The 19774-nt window shown below is 68.8% G+C and carries 21 protein-coding genes and 1 pseudogene; 7 read left to right on the top strand and 15 right to left on the bottom strand.

The window, feature by feature from the left end; all coding sequences use genetic code 11:
• The first annotated feature begins 98 nt into the window (after positions 1-98).
• The 6 genes from OG338_RS11655 to OG338_RS11630 all read left to right on the top strand — a co-directional run bounded on the left by OG338_RS11655 (position 99) and on the right by OG338_RS11630 (position 4994).
• Positions 99-1157 carry a ScbA/BarX family gamma-butyrolactone biosynthesis protein gene (locus tag OG338_RS11655; RefSeq protein WP_405937258.1) on the top strand — a complete coding sequence of 353 codons (1059 nt, stop codon included), beginning with the start codon at positions 99-101 and terminating at the stop codon, positions 1155-1157.
• Entirely contained in the window at positions 1154-1876 is a 723-nt protein-coding gene (locus OG338_RS11650) for an HAD family hydrolase (protein WP_405937257.1), read from the top strand. The genes OG338_RS11655 and OG338_RS11650 overlap by 4 nt, the downstream gene beginning before the upstream one ends.
• Positions 1877-1961: 85 nt before the next feature.
• Entirely contained in the window at positions 1962-2999 is a 1038-nt protein-coding gene (locus OG338_RS11645; RefSeq protein ID WP_405937256.1) for a 3-oxoacyl-ACP synthase III family protein, read from the top strand.
• A 78-nt stretch (positions 3000-3077) separates the two neighbouring features.
• The gene (locus OG338_RS11640; RefSeq protein WP_405937255.1) at positions 3078-3218 is read left to right on the top strand and encodes a hypothetical protein; all 141 of its coding nucleotides are present in this window, start codon (positions 3078-3080) and stop codon (positions 3216-3218) included.
• A gap of 84 nt (positions 3219-3302) precedes the next feature.
• Positions 3303-4337: an aldo/keto reductase gene (locus tag OG338_RS11635; protein WP_405937254.1), complete on the top strand. Its 1035-nt coding sequence runs from the start codon at positions 3303-3305 to the stop codon at positions 4335-4337.
• A 198-nt stretch (positions 4338-4535) separates the two neighbouring features.
• A complete protein-coding gene (locus OG338_RS11630) occupies positions 4536-4994 on the top strand; it encodes a MarR family winged helix-turn-helix transcriptional regulator (protein WP_405937253.1) in 459 nt (152 codons plus the stop codon).
• Positions 4995-5061: 67 nt separating this feature from the next.
• On the opposite strand, the gene OG338_RS11625 is transcribed toward OG338_RS11630, so the two are convergent.
• Entirely contained in the window at positions 5062-6042 is a 981-nt protein-coding gene (locus tag OG338_RS11625; RefSeq protein ID WP_405937252.1) for an Lrp/AsnC family transcriptional regulator, read from the bottom strand.
• Positions 6043-6232: 190 nt separating this feature from the next.
• Here OG338_RS11625 and OG338_RS11620 point away from each other — a divergent pair, with 190 nt between their 5' ends.
• Positions 6233-6892: a YitT family protein gene (locus OG338_RS11620; RefSeq protein WP_405937251.1), complete on the top strand. Its 660-nt coding sequence runs from the start codon at positions 6233-6235 to the stop codon at positions 6890-6892.
• An 81-nt stretch (positions 6893-6973) separates the two neighbouring features.
• On the opposite strand, the gene OG338_RS11615 is transcribed toward OG338_RS11620, so the two are convergent.
• From OG338_RS11615 to OG338_RS11550, 14 genes and pseudogenes are all read right to left on the bottom strand, one after another.
• The gene (locus OG338_RS11615; protein ID WP_405937250.1) at positions 6974-8545 is read right to left on the bottom strand and encodes an FAD-dependent monooxygenase; all 1572 of its coding nucleotides are present in this window, start codon (positions 8543-8545) and stop codon (positions 6974-6976) included.
• A gap of 30 nt (positions 8546-8575) precedes the next feature.
• Positions 8576-9070: a nuclear transport factor 2 family protein gene (locus OG338_RS11610; protein WP_405937249.1), complete on the bottom strand. Its 495-nt coding sequence runs from the start codon at positions 9068-9070 to the stop codon at positions 8576-8578.
• Positions 9071-9197: 127 nt separating this feature from the next.
• The gene (locus OG338_RS11605; RefSeq protein WP_405937248.1) at positions 9198-10103 is read right to left on the bottom strand and encodes a PmoA family protein; all 906 of its coding nucleotides are present in this window, start codon (positions 10101-10103) and stop codon (positions 9198-9200) included.
• A gap of 72 nt (positions 10104-10175) precedes the next feature.
• Positions 10176-11693, bottom strand: a complete 1518-nt coding sequence (locus tag OG338_RS11600) for an MFS transporter (RefSeq protein WP_405940391.1) — start codon at positions 11691-11693, stop codon at positions 10176-10178.
• A 277-nt stretch (positions 11694-11970) separates the two neighbouring features.
• Positions 11971-12351, bottom strand: coding sequence for a lipocalin-like domain-containing protein (locus OG338_RS11595; RefSeq protein ID WP_405937247.1), 381 nt, complete (start codon positions 12349-12351; stop codon positions 11971-11973).
• A complete protein-coding gene (locus OG338_RS11590) occupies positions 12341-13093 on the bottom strand; it encodes a cyclase family protein (RefSeq protein ID WP_405937246.1) in 753 nt (250 codons plus the stop codon). The genes OG338_RS11595 and OG338_RS11590 overlap by 11 nt, the downstream gene beginning before the upstream one ends.
• Entirely contained in the window at positions 13090-13929 is an 840-nt protein-coding gene (locus tag OG338_RS11585) for an aromatase/cyclase (RefSeq protein WP_405937245.1), read from the bottom strand. The genes OG338_RS11590 and OG338_RS11585 overlap by 4 nt, the downstream gene beginning before the upstream one ends.
• Positions 13930-13965: 36 nt before the next feature.
• Positions 13966-14736, bottom strand: a complete 771-nt coding sequence (locus tag OG338_RS11580; RefSeq protein ID WP_405937244.1) for an SDR family oxidoreductase — start codon at positions 14734-14736, stop codon at positions 13966-13968.
• A gap of 39 nt (positions 14737-14775) precedes the next feature.
• Positions 14776-15414, bottom strand: a complete 639-nt coding sequence (locus tag OG338_RS11575; protein WP_405937243.1) for an NAD(P)-dependent oxidoreductase — start codon at positions 15412-15414, stop codon at positions 14776-14778.
• Positions 15415-15431: 17 nt separating this feature from the next.
• Entirely contained in the window at positions 15432-17021 is a 1590-nt protein-coding gene (locus OG338_RS11570) for an FAD-dependent monooxygenase (protein ID WP_405937242.1), read from the bottom strand.
• Complete coding sequence (locus OG338_RS11565; RefSeq protein ID WP_405940390.1) at positions 17005-17874, bottom strand: acyl-CoA dehydrogenase family protein; 870 nt, start codon at positions 17872-17874, stop codon at positions 17005-17007. Before OG338_RS11565 ends, OG338_RS11570 begins: the two co-directional genes overlap by 17 nt.
• Positions 17875-17904: 30 nt before the next feature.
• Positions 17905-18123 (bottom strand): annotated as a pseudogene (locus OG338_RS11560) (acyl-CoA dehydrogenase family protein); the annotation flags it as partial.
• Between the two features lie 121 nt (positions 18124-18244).
• On the bottom strand, positions 18245-18853 hold the full coding sequence (locus tag OG338_RS11555) for a malonic semialdehyde reductase (RefSeq protein WP_405937241.1): 609 nt from the start codon (positions 18851-18853) through the stop codon (positions 18245-18247).
• A gap of 100 nt (positions 18854-18953) precedes the next feature.
• Complete coding sequence (locus tag OG338_RS11550; protein ID WP_405937240.1) at positions 18954-19613, bottom strand: BTAD domain-containing putative transcriptional regulator; 660 nt, start codon at positions 19611-19613, stop codon at positions 18954-18956.
• Positions 19614-19774 lie beyond the last annotated feature (161 nt).

The raw sequence follows: 19774 nt of genomic DNA, 5'->3' as shown, positions 1-19774 counted from the left end.
GTCGTCCCTCCACCTCTCGCACGCCGTGACCGAAGCGTTCACCTCCGCATTCTCAGAGCAGGGAACCCACCACCACAAAACAGAAAGCCAGGCCACCCATGACCACAGCACCTGAAGTCGTATCCCCAGTGCTCCCGGCACTGGACTACACCCGAACCGTCGACCGGCTGCTTGTCCATCGGGACGCCCTGGGCGAGGTGTTCCTGACGGACCTGAAAGCCATCGACGGCACCAGTTATGCCGCAGGGGCCCAACTTCCCCGATCGCATGCCTACTACGGGGACCATCTGCTGCGGCCCAACTGCCACGATCCGCTGTTGATCCTGGAAGCATGCCGACAGGCCGCGCTCGCGGGCGCCCACCGCTTCTTCGCGGTCCCCGCCGACAACAAGTTCATCCTCACGCACCTGCGGCTGCGGCTGGACCAGCCCCATCTGACCTACGTCGGCACCTCACCGTTCCTCCTGTCCATGCGAATACGGATCGCGAGCCGCAAGGAACGGGAGAGGCGGGTCACAGGACTCGACTACGAGATCGAGCTGTACGCCGGAAGTTCGCTGATCGGAGCCGCCGCCATCGGGCTCCGCTTCAAGAACCCGAACGGCTACCTCACGCTGCGCCTCAACAACCGTGACGGCATGGCTCTGCCTTCATCCGCCAGCTATCCCGCGGCCACCCCCGGGGCGCCCCTCACTCCGCACCTCGTCGGCCGGGCCAACCCGGACAACGTGGTCCTGCTGGACGCGGTCGTGGTCGGCGACAGCGCTCAGGCCCTCCTGCGCATACCGGCCCATCACGCCAGTCTTTTCGACCACCCGCAGGATCACCTGCCCGGCATGGTCATAGCCGAAGGCGCCCGGCAGCTCGCGCTGTTCGCCGCGCTCGACATCCGGGGGCTCGCTCCTTCGAAGACGCTGATCACCGAACTGGACGTGCGCTTCAGCCGGTTCGGTGAGCTGGAGGACGACACCGTACTGAGCGCGACCGTGCCGCAGGCCGCGCCGACCGGGTCCGAAGAGGTCACCGACTACACGCTGGGCGGTGTCCTGGACCCGCTCGGGGGCGTGGACGCGCCGCTCCCCGTGCATGTCGAGGCGACCCAGAAGGGCGAGTCGCTGTGCTCGTTCGACCTCGTTCTCGCCCGGGTGCCGGCATGACCTCCACAACCTTCGAGGGAGCGCGCTCGATGCCTCCGACGACGCCGCGCATCGGTGTGTTCTCGGACGTGGACGAGACTCTGATCCGCGTCAAGAGCATGTTCCGGTTTCTGGAGTTCTACCTGGAACAGCGCGGTGAGCCCACCGCCACGTATGAACGCCTCGTCGCCGGCCTGCGGAAGTCCGCGCGGCAGGGGGCGTCCCGCAGCGAGATCAACCGCGGCTACTACCGGCTGCTGCGAGGCGAAAGCGCCCGACGTCTGTCGGATGCCGGACGCGCCTGGTTCTTCGCGGAGTGGAACGAGTCGCCCGACGGGCTGTACGTACCCGAGGTCGAGGACGCCCTCACCGGGCATCGCAAGCTCGGTCACGAAGTCGCGCTGGTTTCCGGGTCGTTCTTCGCCTGCCTCGACCCGATCGCCTCGGACATCGGGGCCGACCGGGTGCTGTCCACCCGCCCGGTGATCCGCCGCGGTGAACTCACCGGCGAGGTGCTCGCGCCGATGATCGGTCCGGCGAAGGGGCGAGCCGTACGGCTCAGCGGCCTGCTGGGCGGATTCGACCTCGCCCGCAGCGCGGCCTACGGCGATCACATCAGCGACCTCGCGATGCTCCAGGAGGTCGGCCGGCCGGTCGTCGTCGGTGACCACCCCGAACTCCTGGCCCATGCCCGGAGCGCCGGATGGGGCCGACTGCTCACCGGCATGGCAAGGCGATGACGTACGGGGGCCTGCGCAGTGAACGCCGGCCCGGCAGTACGGGCGGGGGCATCGGGCTCCCCGCCCCTGACCGAGGGGAGTAGTCGTGCCTCAAGTGGGAATAGTGGCCACCGGTTCGTATGTGCCGGACACGGTGGTCAGCAACGAAGAGGTCGCACGGGTGGCGGGGGTGACCGACGAATGGATCGTGCGCAAGACCGGAATCAGGGAGAGGCGACGAGCCGACGACCGTGACGCCACCTCGGATCTCGCGGCGAGAGCCGCCCGGGCGGCACTGGAGCAGGCCGACGTCGCCCCGGAGGACGTGGCCTACATCGTCCTCGCGACTTCGACGCCCGACCATCCACAGCCCGCCACGGCAAGCATCGTGCAGCATCTGCTCGGTGCGGTGAACGCGGCGGCTTTCGACATCAACGCGGTATGCAGTGGCTTCGTATACGCGACCGCCGTGGCCGAACGGCTGCTGCGGGGGGCGGGTGAGGGACGTTACGCGCTGGTCATCGGCGCGGACATCTACTCACGCATACTCGACTACTCGGACCGGAAGACCGCCATTCTCTTCGGGGACGGCGCGGGTGCCGTTCTGCTCGGCACGGTGCCCCAGGGCCGGGGAATCCAGGAGACCAGCCTGCTGACCCGCGGTGATCAGTACCGCCTGATCAGCGTTCCCGCGGGTGGCAGCCGCATGCCGGCGAGTAACCGCACCCTCGGGGAAGGCGCGCATTTCTTCCGCATGGACGGCCGCGGGGTGCGCTCCTTCGTACAGGACAACCTCCCCGGCGCCCTGCACGAGCTCCTTGAGCGGGCCGGAGCGGACTGCGACCAAGTACGGCATTTCGTCCCCCATCAGGCCAACGGAGTGATGCTGGGCGAGGTGTGGCCCGAGCTGGGGTTCTCCCGGGCGACGATGCACCTCGCTCTTGAGAAGTACGGCAACACCGGGTCGGCCTCGGTGCCGATCACCCTGGATGTCGCCCATCGCGGCGGGGAGTTCGCGGAGGGCGAGACCGTCCTGATGGCCGGCTTCGGCGGTGGGATGACCGTGGGAGCGATCCTGACGCAGTGGGCGCCGACCGCGTTCGCCCGGGCCCGTACGCAACACGCCACGGTCACGGTCGGCTGAGCCATGGCCCCGTCCCTCACCACAGCCCTTGATTCCGCGCTGGCCATCCCGGAGGTCCGCACACTTGTCCTCCGGCACATGGAGCGTCTGAGACGAGACGGCCTGCGGCAGGCCATGGAGAACTCCCTGGGCCACCGGCTCATGGGCAGCGACTTCGGTCCGGCGGAATCCGAAGGGCGGTACGCGGAACCACCTCAAGGTACGGGCGAGGAACTGTGAGTCCGGGCAGGCGCGCGGTACTCCGCCGCGCGCCTGCCCGGGCCACCGCTGTTCATGAAGAAAAGACCGAAGAACGGAGGAGCCGTGCGCACAACCACTCTCGGGCGTACCGGAATCAAGGTGAGCCGCATCGCCCTCGGCACGATGATGCTGGGGGCGTGGGGGCAGCGCAGTCACTCGGAAGCGGAACGTCTGATCCATGAGGCCCTGGATGCCGGGGTCAATCTCATCGACACCGCCGACATGTACTCGAATGGCGAGTCCGAACGCATCGTGGGAAAGGCGCTCAGCGGGCGGCGGGACGAGGTCGTCCTGGCGACCAAGGTCCACTTCCCCATGGGCGACGGCCTCAACATGCGTGGAAACTCCCGCATGTGGATCCGTCGCGCCGTGGAGGAGAGCCTGCGGCGCCTGAATACCGATCGCATCGACCTGTATCAGATCCATCGGCCCGATCCCGACACCGATCTCGACGAGACGCTCTCGGTCCTCTCCGATCTGGTGCGCGAGGGCAAGGTCATGGCGATCGGAAGTTCGGACTTCCCGGCGGAACAGATAGTCGAGTCCCGTTGGGTGGCAGATCGCCGTGGCCACACGCCTTTCCATACCGAACAGCCGCCGTACTCGATTTTCATGCGGGGCGTCGAGCGTGCCGTATTGCCCACTTCCCAGCGCTATGGGGTGGGGGTGCTCACCTGGAGCCCACTGGCCAGCGGGTGGCTCACGGGCAGGTACCGAGGCGACGCTCCACTGGAACTCAACGACTTCCGAAGCAACCTCATTCCTCATAAGTTCGATCTGAATCTGCCCGGAAACGTTCGCAAGTTCCAGGTGATCGAAGAGCTGCTCAAGCTGGCTGCGGAGTCCGGTATCCCGATCACCCGGCTGGCGCTGGCATTCGTGCTCAATCACCCTGCCGTGAACAGCGCCATCATCGGCCCGCGAACCCGGGAACAGCTTACGGACCTGCTTGCGGCCGACTCGATCGAACTGGACGAGGCGATTCTGGACCGCATCGACGAGATCGTCCCTCCGGGCATGGATCTGAATCCGTCCGACGCGGATTACATTCCACCGGCCCTCGCCGACGCCTCTCTGCGGCGGCGCAGCCGGTGCTGAATGGAGGCCGGGTGCCCGGCGGGCGGGCCGCGTACGGCTGCCCGCCGGGCCGCCGGCCTGCGGCGCGTTCGCGGAGCCGGAGGCGTGCGCGGGGCGGGCCGCCATGGAAGCCCGGGCGCCGAGCACGATATCTCTTCGTTCCGGAATGGGTCGCAGGAGCCGTACACTCCTAAGAGGTGTGCAGGTACCCTCCAAGGCATGGTGTCATCAGCTATGGAAAGTCGAATCGGGGATCACATCAAGCGGGTTGAACAGGAGGTCACGTCCACCAAGCACGCTGCCTTGCGGCCTCTTAAAATCAATGTCCCCCAGTACACCGTGCTGCGTGCCCTGCAACAGGAGCCCGGACTGTCCGGCGCGGCGCTGGCACGGCGCAGCATGGTGACCCCGCAGACGATGTCATCCGTGCTGTCGACCCTGGAGGGGCGAGGTCTCGTCGCGCGTCAGCCCCACCCGATCCACCAGCACATCCTTGAAGCCCGGCTGACACGGTCGGGGCACGCATTGGTACGACGTGCCGACGATGTCATCGGAGAGATCGAGGACCTCCTGGCGAGCCGCCTGGGCGAGGCGGAGGCCGGCAGTTTCCTCGCTCAGCTCGACCGCTGCTCCAGGGCGCTGTCGGACTGGTCGGCCTCGAAAAAGGCCGAGAAATAGGCATTCTCCTCCGGATTGATCGGGATTTCCGCAGTACTTCCGGACATGAAATGCAAGGCCCTCCTCTTCAAGCGGGGGGTGTGATGGTGATGGCGCGTTTGACGATGCGGGTGATCGGGGCCGTCTCGATCTGGCGGATGCCGCTCATCGGGCCGATGCGTTCGGTGAGATAGCGGAAGAGATGGTCGCTGTCCCGGCAGATGACCGAGCCCAGAAGGTTCGTCCGCCCGGTCGTCGCCGCGGCGAACGACACCTCCGTATGACGTGCCACGTCCTCGGCGACCTGGACCAGATGCTGGGGGCGTACCGACAGCCACAGCAGTGCCGGGACGTCGAAACCCAGCAGGCGGTAGTCGATGTCCAGGTCGAAGAAGAGGACGCCGGAGCCGCGGAGGAATTCGAGCCGGCGCCGTACGGTGTTCTCCGCCCAGCCCGTGACGGCGGCCAGTTGCTGGATGGACATGCGGCCGTCGTCGCTCAGCACCGCGATCAGCGTCATGTCTCCGTCGCTGAGCGACAGCCGTTGGACATCGACCGGCGCGGGCAGCTCCTGGGACAGCTGACGCACCTGTTCGGGCGCCAGCTCGCTTGACATGCCCGGCCAGTGGACCGGCCCTCCCGCGAAGCGGTGCAGGATGTTGTGCGCGGTGACCGAGCCGACCCGCGGTGTGCTCGCCAGCTTCTTCAACAGGGTCTGCTGTTCGGCGTCCGCGACCTGCGACCGGACCAGGCAGACCACCTCGGTACCGCCCGACATCAGGCTGACCCACGAGGTGTCCTGGCGCCGGGCGAGCGCGGCCGCCACCCGGTCCGCGGCGTCGGGCGTGCTCTCCAGCCGTACGAACCACTCGGACTGCCCCAGCAGCCGCGGGTTCAGCCGGGCGACCACCTGCATGGTCACTTCGGCCTGGAGTTTGCGGTAGCGGCGCGAGACGGTCTGGTCGGACACTCCGAGAATCTTCGCCAGCCGGCTGAACGGCACTCGGCCGTCGATCTGGAGGGCGCTGAGTATCTGGAGTTCCAGAGGATCCAAAGTGATGTGAGACACGGTGATCAGCATAGCCGCGGCGTGTGGCAGATTCCATCAACAGGACGCCCTTTCCGAGGTCTTACCCGCCTCTCGCTTCCCTCAAGTGTCGAGTTCCGGAAAGAGTGCGTCCGGGCGCAACGAAGGCGATCCCGTCCGGTTCAGAATCTGAATGCGAGGTCAGTCATTCAGGCGCACAACTGGAGGAATCGTGGGGAAGTCCGTCATGCCCGCGGGAAGTTCGGCGAAGGCCGCCAAATACGGGTCCGGCTGCCTGTTTTTCTCGGCCGGTGCCTATCTCTTCATCCACTCGGACATGGGCACCGATCCACTGGACACCTTCGCGCTCGGCGTGCTGAAGCATCTCCCGCTGACGGTCGGGGTCGTGCAGACCTCGGTCGCCGTGGTGTGCCTGGCCGTCGTCGCCCTGTGGGGCCGCCGCCGACCACCGCTCTCCCCGCTCCTCACGTTCTTCCTCTGCGGAAGCGTGATCGATGTGGAGCGGAAGATCGACTGGATGAGCCATATTCACGCTCCATCGATACTGATCCTGATCGCCGCCACCCTCTTCTGCGCCTATGGATCGGCGCTGATCATCATGAGCGGATTCGGGATTCGCGCAATTGACCTGGTCGCGATCGAGGCCACCACGCAGTGGCGTTGGCCGTTCTGGGCCGGCAAGGGGATGATCGAACTTTCTCTCCTGGTCACCGGATTTGTTCTCGGCGGTCCCGCGGGAGTCGGAACCGTCGCTTTTCTCGTCGGCGTGGACCTGTTGATCCAGCCGCTGGTGATGCTCAACAACAGGATGCTCGGGCTCGTCAATCACGGCCTTCCCGAGCGGCGTACTCCAGAGCCGGTAAATGTCTGACCGGCCACCCGGAACACCTCCAGGGCGGGGAGATGAGCCTCATTTCCCCGCCCTGTGGCATGCCCCGAGCCGCCGCCGGTGTCAGTGGGCGGGCTGCCCGAACCACCGGCACAGCGCCGCGGCCAGTGAGTCGTCGGTCGGGTCCGCCCCCGGCCGGAGCACCCAGGCGACGCAGCCGTCGGGGCGCAGCAGCATCGCGCGTACCTCGTCCCGCTCGGCCACCGCGGGGACCACGCGCACGCGTCCCGTCCACCCGTCGGCCACCCGCACCGGCAACGGCCCGGCGTCGAACGTCAGCAGCACGCCCTGGCCGTCGTGGGGGAGTTCGGCCAGCCGCCGCACCGCGACGTCCGCCGAATCGTCGGGCACGGCCAGCTTGACGTCCGGGCACAACGTGCCGACCAACGGGTCCTCGTCCCCGAGCTCGTACCGCGTGTCCAGGGCCGCCATCATGTCGCCGATGAACCGGTGGGCGTCGTCCAGTTCCAGAAGCCGCTCGAACAGGGTCCGTAGCGCACGGCTGTGCGAGTCCGGCCGCATCAGGGCCGTCTGCGCACGCGTGTTGTCCAGCAGCTGCTCCGCCTGCGGGTGCCGCTCGGCGCTGTAGGTGTCCAGCAGCTCGTCCCCGGCCCAGCCGTGCAGACGGGCGGCCAGCTTCCAGGCGACGTTCACCGCGTCGATGAGGCCGTAGTTGAGGCCCTGCCCGCCGACCGGCGCATGGATGTGCGCGGCGTCGCCGGCCAGCAGGACCCGGCCCTTCCGGTACTCCGGAACGTGCCGCGCCTCGTCGGTGAAGCGTCCGCCCGCCTTCATCTCGATGATGTCGAGATCGATGCCGCTGACCCGCCGCACGGCCGCGTGCAGCTCGTCCAGCGTCAGCGGGCCCAGGCCGGCGGGCGGCTCGATGAACTCCAGCGCCGCGACCCGGTCGACCCCCAGGCCCCACACGACCACGCCGCCCTCGACCGCGTGGATGCCCGGCGGGATCTGGGTGGGGTCCGCGAGGCTCACCACCCCCTGCCGCCCCAGCATGGTCGGCGCGGTGCCGGGGAACGCGAAGCCGGCCGCGGAGCGCACCGCGCTGTCCCTGCCGTCGCAGCCGAGGAGGTACGCGGCCTCGAAGCGCACGGCGCCCTCACCGGTGCGCACGTCCACGGTGACGCCCTCGGCATCCTGCGTCAGCCCCTCCACGGCATGCCCCGACAGCACGCGCACGCCCAGCTGTCCGGCCTTGCGCAGAAGGATCTGCACCAGAACCGGCTGCGGCACCCGCATCCGGCGCCGCCCCGGATCGGACCTGCGCGAGGCGTCGATCTTCTCCAGGCCGGCGAAGTGCTCGCGCTGCGCCTTGTCCAGGGCGCTCGCCTCCTCGGGGCGCCCCGCCGCGGTCAGCTCCTCGGCCATCTGCGCGTAGCCGGCCATGGTGGCCTGCTCCGCCGTGACGAGCTCGTCGTGCAGGCCCAGCCGCTCAAGCGCCTCGATCGCGAGCGGGCCCACGGAGCCCGCCTTGAGCACCCGGTCGGGCTCGGTCCGCTCCTCCAGGACCGTGACCGCGACGCCGGCCGATGCCAGCTCGCACGCGGCCATCAGCCCGACCGGACCGGCCCCCGCGACGAGGACCGGAAGCCGGCCCTCAGATTCCCTGTTGCCCATGTCGCGCTCTTCCTCTCACGTACCGTCGCGTCACTTCGTGGAGTTACGGGAGCCGGCGAGCTGCATGATCGTGCGGTTGCCGGTCGACCAGGTGGGAATGAGCACCACCTCGCTGATGAGCCAGGTCCCGTCCGTGCGGACCAGGCCGAATGCGTAGCGTCCGCCGAGCGTCCAGTTGGGGCTCCCGGACTCGTTCGGCAGGTAGTGCTCGGCGACGAGGTTGGTGACGCACTTCGCGGTGTCGCCGTCGACGGTGACGAGATGCCCGGCGATCAGGTGCTGGGTGGACTTCAGCGCCTCCAGCACATGCGCCCACATGTCGACCACGCCCTGCGGGTCCGTGCGTACCGGGTCCTTGCCGTGCAGCAGGGAGTAGTCGATGACCACCTTCGCGGCGAGGATCGTCTTCAGCCGGTCCCAGTCGTGGGTGTCGATGACGAGCCCGAACTCCGAGGTGACCTCGGCGATGTCGATCTTGTCCTTGATGACGCGGAGGGTGTCGGCTGATTCCTTGGCGGCCGTCACGGAGGGCTCCTTCCGGAAGCAGAGAGGGGCGTCGGCCACAAGCGGCCGACGCCCCAGGGAGATGGGTCAACTCTCTGCCGGACGGCTCAAGCCGCGCCTGGCGGCGGGCTGTGACCGGCCGGAGGGATCAGACCCGGGCGAGGTGGAAACGGATCTTGCTGCGGTCCCAGGCACCGTCGGCGACCACGATCCGGTGGTGGCGCGTCAGGGACGCGCCCGGCGCCAGATAGCGGCGCTGGCGGGTGGCGATGCCGAAGCCCACGCCGGGGTACTCCGAGCTGTTGGCGTACCAGGAGGTGTGGTTCTCCGGGTCGTCGACGAAGATCAGGGTGCTCTGGGCACCGCCGGCCACCCGGCCCGTGAAGGCGAGCCAGGCGGTGCTGTCACCGTCGAGCTGCTGCTCGCCACTGGTCTCGGGGCCGGTGATGGAACCGTTCTGCATCGACGCGGGCCCACGCCAGAACAGGCCGCTGTAGCCCCAGCCGGGCCGCCCGGTGTCGTCCTTGCGCCCGTCGCTGCCCGGGGTGGCGAAGTGGATCCACTCCTCCGTGACGTTCGTCAGGGTGTACGAGAAGCGCAGCACCCAGGCCGATTCGGCGGGCTCGACGCGCTCCACCTCGATGGTGCGGTCCTCTTCGAGGAGGACCGTCGAGTTGCCCGTCTCCCAGAAGAGCTTTTCCGTGATGCCGTGCTGGTCCGCCAGGCTGTACGACTCGTACTTCTGCGCGCGGATGTCACCGCGGTCCGCCCGCATGACGTAGCCCTGGCCGGGGAGCCAGGTCGCGGGGCCCCAGAAGTTCGACTCCGCGACGTTCTGCGCACCGAGGAACAGACCGTGCAGGTAGGGGTGCGTGGCCGGCTTGATCTCGGTGACCTCATGACCGGCCAGGGTCCGCAGCGGGTGGATGTAGGGGTAGTTCGCGGTCATCATGGGCGAGTTGCCGGCCGGAGGCGTGCGTACGTACGACAGCAGGGGCCTGCCCTCGTAGGCGAAGTCGAGCTGATCGGCGTTCTCGGTGATGGTGACGGACATGCGGGTCCTCCTGGTGTACGGGTACCGGCGGTGCCGGAACCGACTGGTGGGAACGGGGACGGGGACGGGGCGCTACTGGGCCGCGTCCGCGGCAGCTGCTCCGGCCTTGGCCGGACGCGCCGCAGGGGATGTCTCCTTGCGCGGACTCCGTACAAGGAGCAGGACGATCACGGCGGAGGCGATCGCCGCGATGGCGCCGATGAGATGGACGTGGTTGACGCCGCTGGCGAACGCCTCGCGGATGGCGTGCTCGATCCCGGCGCGCTCATCGGCCGCCGCCGCGCCGATCACCTCCTGGGTGGAACCGCCTTCGAGCACGGCGGAGGCGTCGGCGCTGTCGAAGAGCCCCGAACCGGTGAGGCTGCTGGTGGTGTTGGAGGCGAAGACCGTGCCGAACAGGGCGGTCCCCACGGCGAACCCGAGCTGCCGGAAGGTGTTGACCACGCCGCCGGCGGTTCCGGCCTGCTGCGGGGGCAGCGCCGAGACCGCGGCCGCGGTGAGCACGGGGTTGATCATGCCGACGCCCATACCGGTGACGACGAGACCCGCGATCAGCGAGCTGCCGGTCGATTCCGCGGTGAGCCCGATCTGGAGGAACAGCCCGGCGGCGACGAGAGCGAGCCCCACGCCGATGGACACCCGGGCGGCCACCTTCTGGAGGAACTTCCCGGTGAACACGGCCACCACGAGCACCGCCGCGCTCATCGGGACACTGCCCACGAGGCCCGCCTCGACCGGGCCGAGCCCCAGGGCCGACTCCAGCCACACCGTCGTGTACGGGAGGCGCGAGAAGGCGACGGCCTGCATGATCGTGACCCCGGCCATCAGGGCGAAGAACGACGCGCTGCGGAACAGCCGCAGGTCCAGCATTGGCTGGTGGCTGCGCAGTTCGAACGCGATGAAGGCGATCAGGGACACGGCGCCGAGCGCCAGCGTTCCGTACGTCCCCGTGTCGGACCAGCCGGCCTGACTGCTGCGCGTGAGGGCGTACGTCACACAGGCGATGGCCAGCGTGAAGGTGACCATGCCCGGGATGTCGAACTTACGGGCTTCCGGGTTGCGCGACTCGGGGATGAACTTCACGGCGAGGACGATGGCGAGCAGCGCGACCGGCACATTGATCAGGAAGATGGCCCGCCAGGTCACGTACTCGGTGAGCAGGCCGCCCAGGATCGGGCCGAGCGCGGCCGAGGCCCCGTTCACGGCCGCCCAGACGCCGAAGGCGACGCCGATGTCACGGCCCTTGTAGCAGGTGACGATGAGCGCCGTGCTCGTGGCGAACATGACGGCGCCGCCGACTCCCTGCACCGCGCGGCCCACGATGAGCATTTCGGTGGACGCCGCGAAACCGCAGATCAGCGAGGCGGTGGCGAAGACCACGAGCGCGGACAGGAACAGCGCCCGCCGCCCGTAGCGGTCGGCGAGTGCGCCGCCGACCAGCAGGAAGGCCACGAGCGGCAGCGCGTAGATGTTCACCACCCACTGGAAGGCGGTGAACGACGAATCAAGGCTCCGCGCGATGTCGGGGAGCGCGATGTTGACGATGGTCGCGTCCACCAACAGCAGAAACGTGCCGAGGCAGATGGCCACCAAGGCCCACCATTTCCTCACAGCCAACTCCGAAGTGTCGTAGTCGAACGGCGTGGCGGATTGCCAGCGCCCCGGTGATTCGGATGCTTGCGCACCCTGTGGCACCCCCGTCGCTCCACCGCCATTCGCAGCGCATTCCCGACACGAATCGGGATTCGATCTACGTTTCTCTCCAACGGGGCGGGAGCGTTTCGCGCATGAACGGGAGCGTTTCGCGCATGGAACAGGGCCGTGACCGAAGGGGACGGTCACGGCCCTGGTGAGGGGAGGAGCGGGCTCAGCCGAGCCGCTCCCAGACCAGCACACGACGGTGCTGGACACCTTGCAGAAGGGTGTCGGCACGCAGCGTCAGCCGGTTCCCTTCGAGTACCGCGTCCCGGGACTGTTCGGTGCCGACCCAGTCCGGGCGGGGTGTCACCTCGATGCGGTGGACGACCTGGCCGCCGGTGAGCCGCCAGGTGCCGGCGTACCCCATGTAGCGGGTGCCGCCGGCCTCGCCGGCCGTACGCATCATGTTCACGGACACATGGCCGTTCTCCGTGTAGACCAGCCGGCCCCGGGGGGCTTCGCCCAACGGCCCTTCACCGCGGCCGTCGGCATCGTCCAGTTCATGGAACGCGACCAGCCGCCACACCCCGACGAGATCCTCACGCCTCATCGGTGAGCGCCACCACCCGCGTCCAGCCGGCGCCCGCACCGCCCACCGCCACCGGGAAACAGGCCACCCGGAAGCCGGTGCCCGCCGCCAGGGCGCCGAGGTTCGCGATCTTCTCCAGCTGGAGGTATTCCCGGGTGCGCCCGTAGATATGGGCGGGCCACAGCACCGCGCTGTCGCCGGTACGCCGGTACTCCTCGATCATCGACTGCATGGGCCGGTCGAGGCCCCAGGCGTCGATGCCGATGACCTTGACGCCGGACTCGACCAGGAACCGGGTGCCCTCGCCGGTGAGGCCGGGATACTTGGTCAGGTAGTCGGCACTGCCCCACAGTTCGTCGGCGCCGGTCCACAGCAGCACGATGTCGCCGGGGCTCAGCTCGTGCCGCTCGGCGGCGAGCGCGTCCCGCAGGTGCCGCACCGTGATGCCGTCGCCCGGCGGGACGTGCCGGACATCGAGCCGGACGCCCGGCCCGTAACACCACTCCAGGGGCACCTGGTCGATGCTCTTGGCCGGCCGGCCGCCGCTGAGCGGTCCGTAGTGCAGCGGGGCGTCCATATGGGTGCCGGTGTGCGTGGTCAGGGTGACCGTCTCGTTGGAGATGGCCATCCCGTCCGGGAAGTCCTCGGGGGAGAGGCCGAGGACGGTCGCGCCGGTGCGGTGGTCCAGCAGTTCGACGGTGACGGGAGTCGCCTCGCTGGGGGTGTCCCGGGTGACGACGCTCAGGTCGATGACGCGGGTCACGCGGCGGCCTTCGCCGAGGCCGTGAGCAGCTCCGCCTGGTCCTTGACGGCGCCCAGGTCGGCCACGCTGTTGCGCTCGACCGCCGCCTTGATCATCTCGTCGGCCTCTTCGTACGTGTACGTGCCGGCGACCTTGCCGTCCACGGGCTCGCTCGGCCTGAAGTCGTGGGTGAGGACGAGCTGAGTGGTGTGCGCGTCGATGGGGAGCGCGCGCCAGTCGCCGCCCATGTGCCCCATCATCGGGGCGTTTTCGAGCTGGCGGTACGAGATGACCCGACGGTCCACGTCGATGTCGCGACGGGACACCCAGGACTGGACGGCGCCGTTCACGTCGACGGTGAGCCGGGCTATCTGGTGCTTCGGGGACTCCTCAAGCATCACCACTTCCTCGGTGGGCGGGAAGATCCGCGCGTACCCCTCCACGTCGACCAGGATGTCCCAGACGGTGCTCAGCGGGGCGTTGACGGTGACGGTGTGTTCGGTGTGGTGCATGGTCCTGTCTCCTTGGGTGGTGGTGAGGCCGAGCAGTTCGTCGTGGTTGGCGTAGGCCGCCTCGTACTCGATCTCCGAGCGCCAGCGGGAGATGAACTCGTGTACGTGCGGCAGGCCGGAGAACGTGCGCAGGGCGTCGAAGTCGGCGAGGGCGAACTGGGCGACGGCGTTCGCGGTCATGCCCTTGGCCGCGTCGTCCACCGGGAGCCAGTGGTGCGGGCCGTACCCGAAGTGGGTGACGAGCCCGGTGCCGAGTGCGAGGTCCTTCAACTCGGTGAAGAACCGCTCGCGTTGTTCCTCGCTCACCGAGTCGGCGAACTTGTAGACAAGGGTGTGGATGATCACGGAGCACCTTCCTGAGGGGGCGATGCGGCTGATGTTTCAGACCGTGGTGGCGAGACCGCCGTCGACCGGGAGCACCGTCCCGGTCACATAGGCGCCGGCGCGGGAGGCGAGATAGACGGCCGCACCGCCCATGTCGTCGGGGCGCCCCACCCGTCCCAGCGGGGCCATCTTCCGCTTGCCGGTGCGGTACGCCTCCATGGTCGTTCTGGTCATCTCGGAGGGGTACACGCCGGGTGCGATGGCGTTGACGGTGATGTTGCGCGGCGCGAGTTCCCAGGCCAGCACCCGGGTGAGGTGGTGAATGGCCGCCTTGCTGGTGGAGTAGGCGTACGTCGGCAGCCCCCGCGGGACGTGCAGGCCGGCGATGCTGCCCACGTTGATCACGCGCGCCGGATCGTCCTCGTCCGCCGACTCCTCCAGGAGCCCCATGAGGGCCCGGGTCAGGTGGAAGGGCGCGGCGACGTTCAGCCCCAGCACCCGCTCCCACTCCTCCGCGCGGTGCTCTTCGAACGGCGCCATGTGGTGGGCGCCCGCGTTGTTCACCAGAACGTCGACCCGTGCCTCCTGGTCCGCGAGGGCCGCGGCCACGGTGAGCGCACCGCTCTCGGTGGAGACGTCCTCGGCGAGTGAGCGGACGTCCCCGAAGGCGGACAACTCCCGTTCCGCCGCGGCGCAGTTGTCCTTGGACCGGGATACGACGTGAACGCGGGCACCGGCCTGCAGGAGGCCGCGCGCGATCATCTTGCCGATGCCCCGGGTGCCGCCGGTGACGACGGCGGCCTTTCCTGAGAGGTCAAAGAGATCCATGGTCATTCCTCGACAGATTCCATACGGAGAACGTGCGGGTCAGTAGCCGACGGTGAAGCGTTCCCGGTGGTGCCTGCGGTCCTCCGCCTCGTCCAGGACGGCGACCGCCATGTCCTCCATCGAGATCCGGGAGTTGCCCTCGGCGTCGTACACCAGGTGGTCCTTGCCCAGGCGGTAGGTGCCGGTCCGCTCGCCGGGGTCCAGGTCGTCGGCCGGGCTCAGGCAGACCCAGTCGGCGGTGCGGTCGGCCCGGTACAGATCGAGGGCGTCCGCATGGGCCCGGGCGTAGGGCTTGAACAGCTCGGGGAACTCGGGGTCGTCGATCAGCCGTCGCCCGTCCCGGTCCTTCAGCGTTCCCGCGCCGCCCACGGCGATCAGCCGGGTCCCGGGCGTCTCCCCGAGGACCTTCAGGAAGACCTGCGCGGCCTGGACCACGGTGCTGGACGCCCCGGTCGGCTCCGGCTTGATGACCGAGACGAGTACGTCGTGCTCCGCGGTGATCCGGCGGACCGAGCCGATGTCCGTGGCGTCCGCCCGCAGGTGGCGCGGGGCCGCCTCCGGGCCTTCGGTGGGTGTCCCGTTCCGGGAGACCACCGTCACGGTGTGTCCTCTGCGCAGGCCCTCCCCGGCGATCCGGAGACCGAGTCGTCCGGTGCCTCCGAACACGGCGATCCGCATGGGTGCTCCACCTCTCTTCATGTCGTTTCCGCGCCGAGCCAGCGCTCCTCGGCGGCACACAGCGCTTCGGGATCCCACGGCTCCCCGGTACGGGCCGCCCAGGCGACGCACCCGTCCGGGCGCAGGAGTACAGCCCGCACCTCGTCCTGCCAGGGCGTTTCGGACCGCACGACGCGGACCCGCCCGGAGACGGACCGGCGCAGCTCCTCCCGGTCCGCGTCGCCGGCGGGGAAGACGACGAGCAGCCCGCGCCGGCCGTCGTACAGGTCCGCGAGCGGTACGGGCGCGTCCTGCGGCGAGTCGGGGTCCAGGGCGTACTGGTCCAGGCCGGAGCAGAAGGTGCCGGTGAGCGCGTCGTCCACGTCCTGGCCCGGGCCCATGTCATGGCGCACGTCGAAGAAGCCGCTGGTCCGGGCCAGCCAGTCGTTGACCTGGGGCAGGACCATCAGCCTGGCGAAGAGGCCGCGCAACGCCCTGCTGTGCGCATCGGGCCGCATCAGCGCGGTCTGGGCCCGGATGAGCGACAGCAGCTCCGCCGCCACGGGGTGCCGCTCGGTCGTGTAGGTGTCGAGCAGCCCGGCCGGAGCGTCGCCCCGCAGCTCGACGGCGAGCTTCCAGGCGAGGTTCAGGGCGTCCCCGAGCCCCAGCGTCAGGCCCTGTGCTCCGATCGGCGGATGAATATGTGCCGAGTCCCCGGCGAGGAAGACCCGGCCGCTGCGATACGTCGCCGCCTGGCGGGACGTGTCGGTGTACCGGCTGCCTTCGGAGACCGAGGTGATCCTGACGCCTTCGCCGTGGACCCGGTCGACGCTGGCCTGGAGTTCCTCGCGGGTCATGGGCCCGTCGTCGCTGGGCGGCCCGTCGAACTCGAAGGTGCCCAGGCTGTTGACCGCGGTCCCGTAGGCGAGCATGCCGCCGGGCGCGGCGATGAAGCCGGCGGGCGGAACGGCCCCGTCCCGGTCCAGCTCCACCAGTGCCTGACGCGCCGTCAAGGAGCCGGGTGTGCCGGGGAATTCGAATCCGGCGAGTTTGCGTACGGTGCTGTGCGGGCCGTCCGCCCCGATCACATACCGGGCCCGGACCGTGCGTTCGGCGCCACCGGCCGTCACCGTGACGGCCACATGGTCCTCGTGCTGGGTCAGGCCGGTGACCTCGTGGTCCCATCGGGGCTGGACCCCGTGCTCGGCGGCGCGCTTGAGCAGGATGGACACGATGACGGGCTGCTCGATCAGCATGCGCCGCCGCCGGTCCGTGACGTAGGCCGAGGAGTCGATCCCGCCCATGCCCGCGAAGTGCTCACCGCGCACCTGCCGGGCCCCGCCACCGGACCCGCTCGCGGTCCGCCGGCCGCCGCCGGCCATGGCGGCGTAGCCGAGCAGGGTCTGTCGTTCCGCGTCGGCCAGGTCGTCGTACACGCCGCACTTAGCCAGCGCCTCCACGGCCTGCGGGCCGATGCTGCCGACCTTGGTGACGCCGCTCGGCCCGGTCAGCCGTTCCAGTACGACCGGGTGTACGCCGGAGGACGCCAGTAGACAGGCGAGTGCCATGCCCACCGGTCCGGCTCCGACGACCGCCACATCGTGGACGGTCTCAGCCGGCTTGTTCATCGGAGTCTCCCTTCGTGGACCATTCCTGTTGTGCGTATGCGCTGCCGTGGATGTCGAAGCGCAGCGCGGCGTGGGACGCGGCCGCGTGCACATCGCGCCAGGCCCGTTGGATGACGTCGCCGTCGCGCTGTGTCCGGGTGCCGGTGCTGACGAACAGGCGCTCCACGGTCTGCCTGCTCATCGAGGCGGCGTGGGCCGCGTCGCGTGCGCTGCGCGCGGCGTGACGCCGGGCGAGCCCGAGGTCGTCGGCCACGGCTGCCGCTCTCTCGACCAGGAGCTGTGCCGCGTCGTTCTCGACCGCGCTCCGTGCGAACTCCAGCCGGACGGACTCGCTCTCCCGCATGGGCCTCGGCCCCGCGGTCCGCGTCCCCGTCCACTCCGACCAGCGGCTCAGCGTGCTCTGCGCCAGACCGGCCGACAGCGCGGCGAAGGGGAGGCCGGCGACGGCGAGCAGCGGAACGCGGTAGCACGTGGCCGCGGCTTCGCCCGGGGTGCCCGTGGCCAGGGCCTCGCGGCTGAAGGACCGGTGCTCGGGTACGAACACCGTTTCCAGGACGACCGAGTTGCTGCCGGTGCCGCGCATGCCGATGCTGAACCATGTGTCGCGTACGGAGAGTTCGCTCCGGGGGACGGCCATGAAGCGCGGCTTCCCGCCGGCCGCGGGACCGGGGACACAGAGGAGTGCCCAGGTGGCGTAGTCGACTCCGCTCAGGAACTGCCACTCGCCGGTCAGCAGCCAGCCGCCCGGGACCGGCTCCGCGGTGCCGGACGGCATCAGCGCGGCGGCGATCGGCTGATCGGCCCCCGTACGCCATACCTCGGACTGGCCGGCTTGAGGAAGAAACGCAGCCATGCGCCCCGAGGTGGCGTAGATGAGGCAGCACCAGGCGGTCGCGGCGCAGCCTGCCGCCGCCGACCGCAGGGCCTGGACGAGTTCCGTATAGCTTCCCTGGTGTCCACCGTATTGGCCGGGCACGAAATGCCTGGCGAAACCCGCGTCAAGAATCTGCTCGACCACTTCCGGGCGAAGCCTTCGCAGGCTCTCCGCCTCTGTCGAGTATTTCTCTGCCACCACGTTGAGATCGTGGAGTTCTGAAAGCATTTCCGCCCCTGCTGCCACGCGGCCCGGACATCGCCGATCCGCCGGTGTGCGCCGATCGTGTCTGTGATTTCCGATCCTGCGCGGCTCCGCTTGAGCCCTGGCTAACGCCCGGCTGCGATCTCTATGCGACGGTGACTACGTCCTCGTAGCTCAGCCGGGGCAGCCTCGGGTGCCAGGGATCGGCCCCGGGCAGGCCGATGTTGACGACGGCCAGGACGCAGCGGTCGCCTTCGGGGAAGAAGTCGTGGTTGATGCCGGCCTCGTCGTAACCCACGATGGGACCGGCGCAGAGCCCTGCCGCGCGTACGCCGATGATGAAGTAGGCGAGTTGCAGGGTCGCGTTGAACTGCGCGGACTGCTTGCGCAGCGCGGTGTCGCGGTACATGTCCCTGGCGGCCGGTACGTGCGGGAAGACTTCGGGCAGCCGGTCGTGAAAGTTCAGGTCCGCCGCGAGCAGGGCGACAAGGGGAGCTTCCTCGCTCTTCTGCCTGTTCGCCCTCGCCAGATGCGATATGAGCCGGCCACGAGCCCCCGCGGAACGCAGAAGTACGATCCGCAGGGGCTGTTGATTCATCGATGTCGGCGCGTACTTCACCAGGTCGTAGATGGCGCGCACCTGTTCATCACTCACCGCGGTATCGGCGAAGGAATTCGCCGTCCTTGCTTCGAGGAACAGGAGATCCCTCGCCTCGCGGGAAAGGGTGAGCCGGTCTTCCAGGATATCGGTCATCACAACGCTTTCGGTCGTGTGTTGTGCCGTCCTGGTAGATCCTCCGCCGCCGGCCTTGGGACCGGATCAAGTCTGGGCTGTCATTCGGCTGACAGTGTTCTCAGCAGGCCGCTTCGATGGAGGAATCGCTGGACAGAATGTCCTGAAGCAGCTGCTGAATGGGGCGTGACGGTTCGATTCCGAGCTCGCCGGACATGGCCCTGCGCAGGTCGTAATACACCTGGAGAGCTCTGGCGCGATATCCGCTGCGATGGAGCGCGAGCATGAACTTCGCGTGAAACCCTTCATCGAGGGGATTCAGCTGGACGAGCCCGGCGAGTTCGCTGAGCGTGTCCTGGTGCAGCCCGAGGCGGAGCTGGGCCTCGATACGCCGGTCGGCCGCCGAAAGCCGTGACTGCCGCAGCGACGCGGTCTCCGCGCGCAGCAGCGGGCCGTGTTCCACGTCGGCGAGTACGTCCCCGTGCCACAAGGCGTCGGCCTGCTGCCAGAAGCTGACTGCCTCCCGGTCCCGCCCCATGCTGACCGCTCCGTCCGCCGCGGCCAGCAGCCGGCGGAACTCGTGCAGGTCCAGCGAGCCGCCGGGCAGAGTGAGCCGGTAGCTCGCACCGTTGGTCTGCAACAGCTCCTTGCCGATGTCGGGCGTGGTGGCCCCGGACGCTTCGACCAGGAGCTTGCGGAGGTGCACCACATACGTCTGGACCGTGGTGACGGCACGTCGTGGCGGTTCGGATTCCCAGAGTTCATAGACGAAGGACGTCATGGGAATGGCGCTGGATTCGTTGAGGAGAAGGAGTGCCAGAAGTTGTCTGATCTTTCGAGGAGGTGAAGAGATTTCCCTTCCGTCTGCCTTTATGTTCAGAGATCCGAGTATTGATATCTGCATCCAACTCCCCCGATCTGGAGCGGAATCCGGGTCAATGG

This window comes from Streptomyces sp. NBC_00726 (assembly GCF_045161735.1).
In the GTDB taxonomy this organism is placed as follows: Bacteria; Actinomycetota; Actinomycetes; order Streptomycetales; family Streptomycetaceae; genus Streptomyces.
This window is presented reverse-complemented; position numbering and strand designations above follow the sequence as displayed.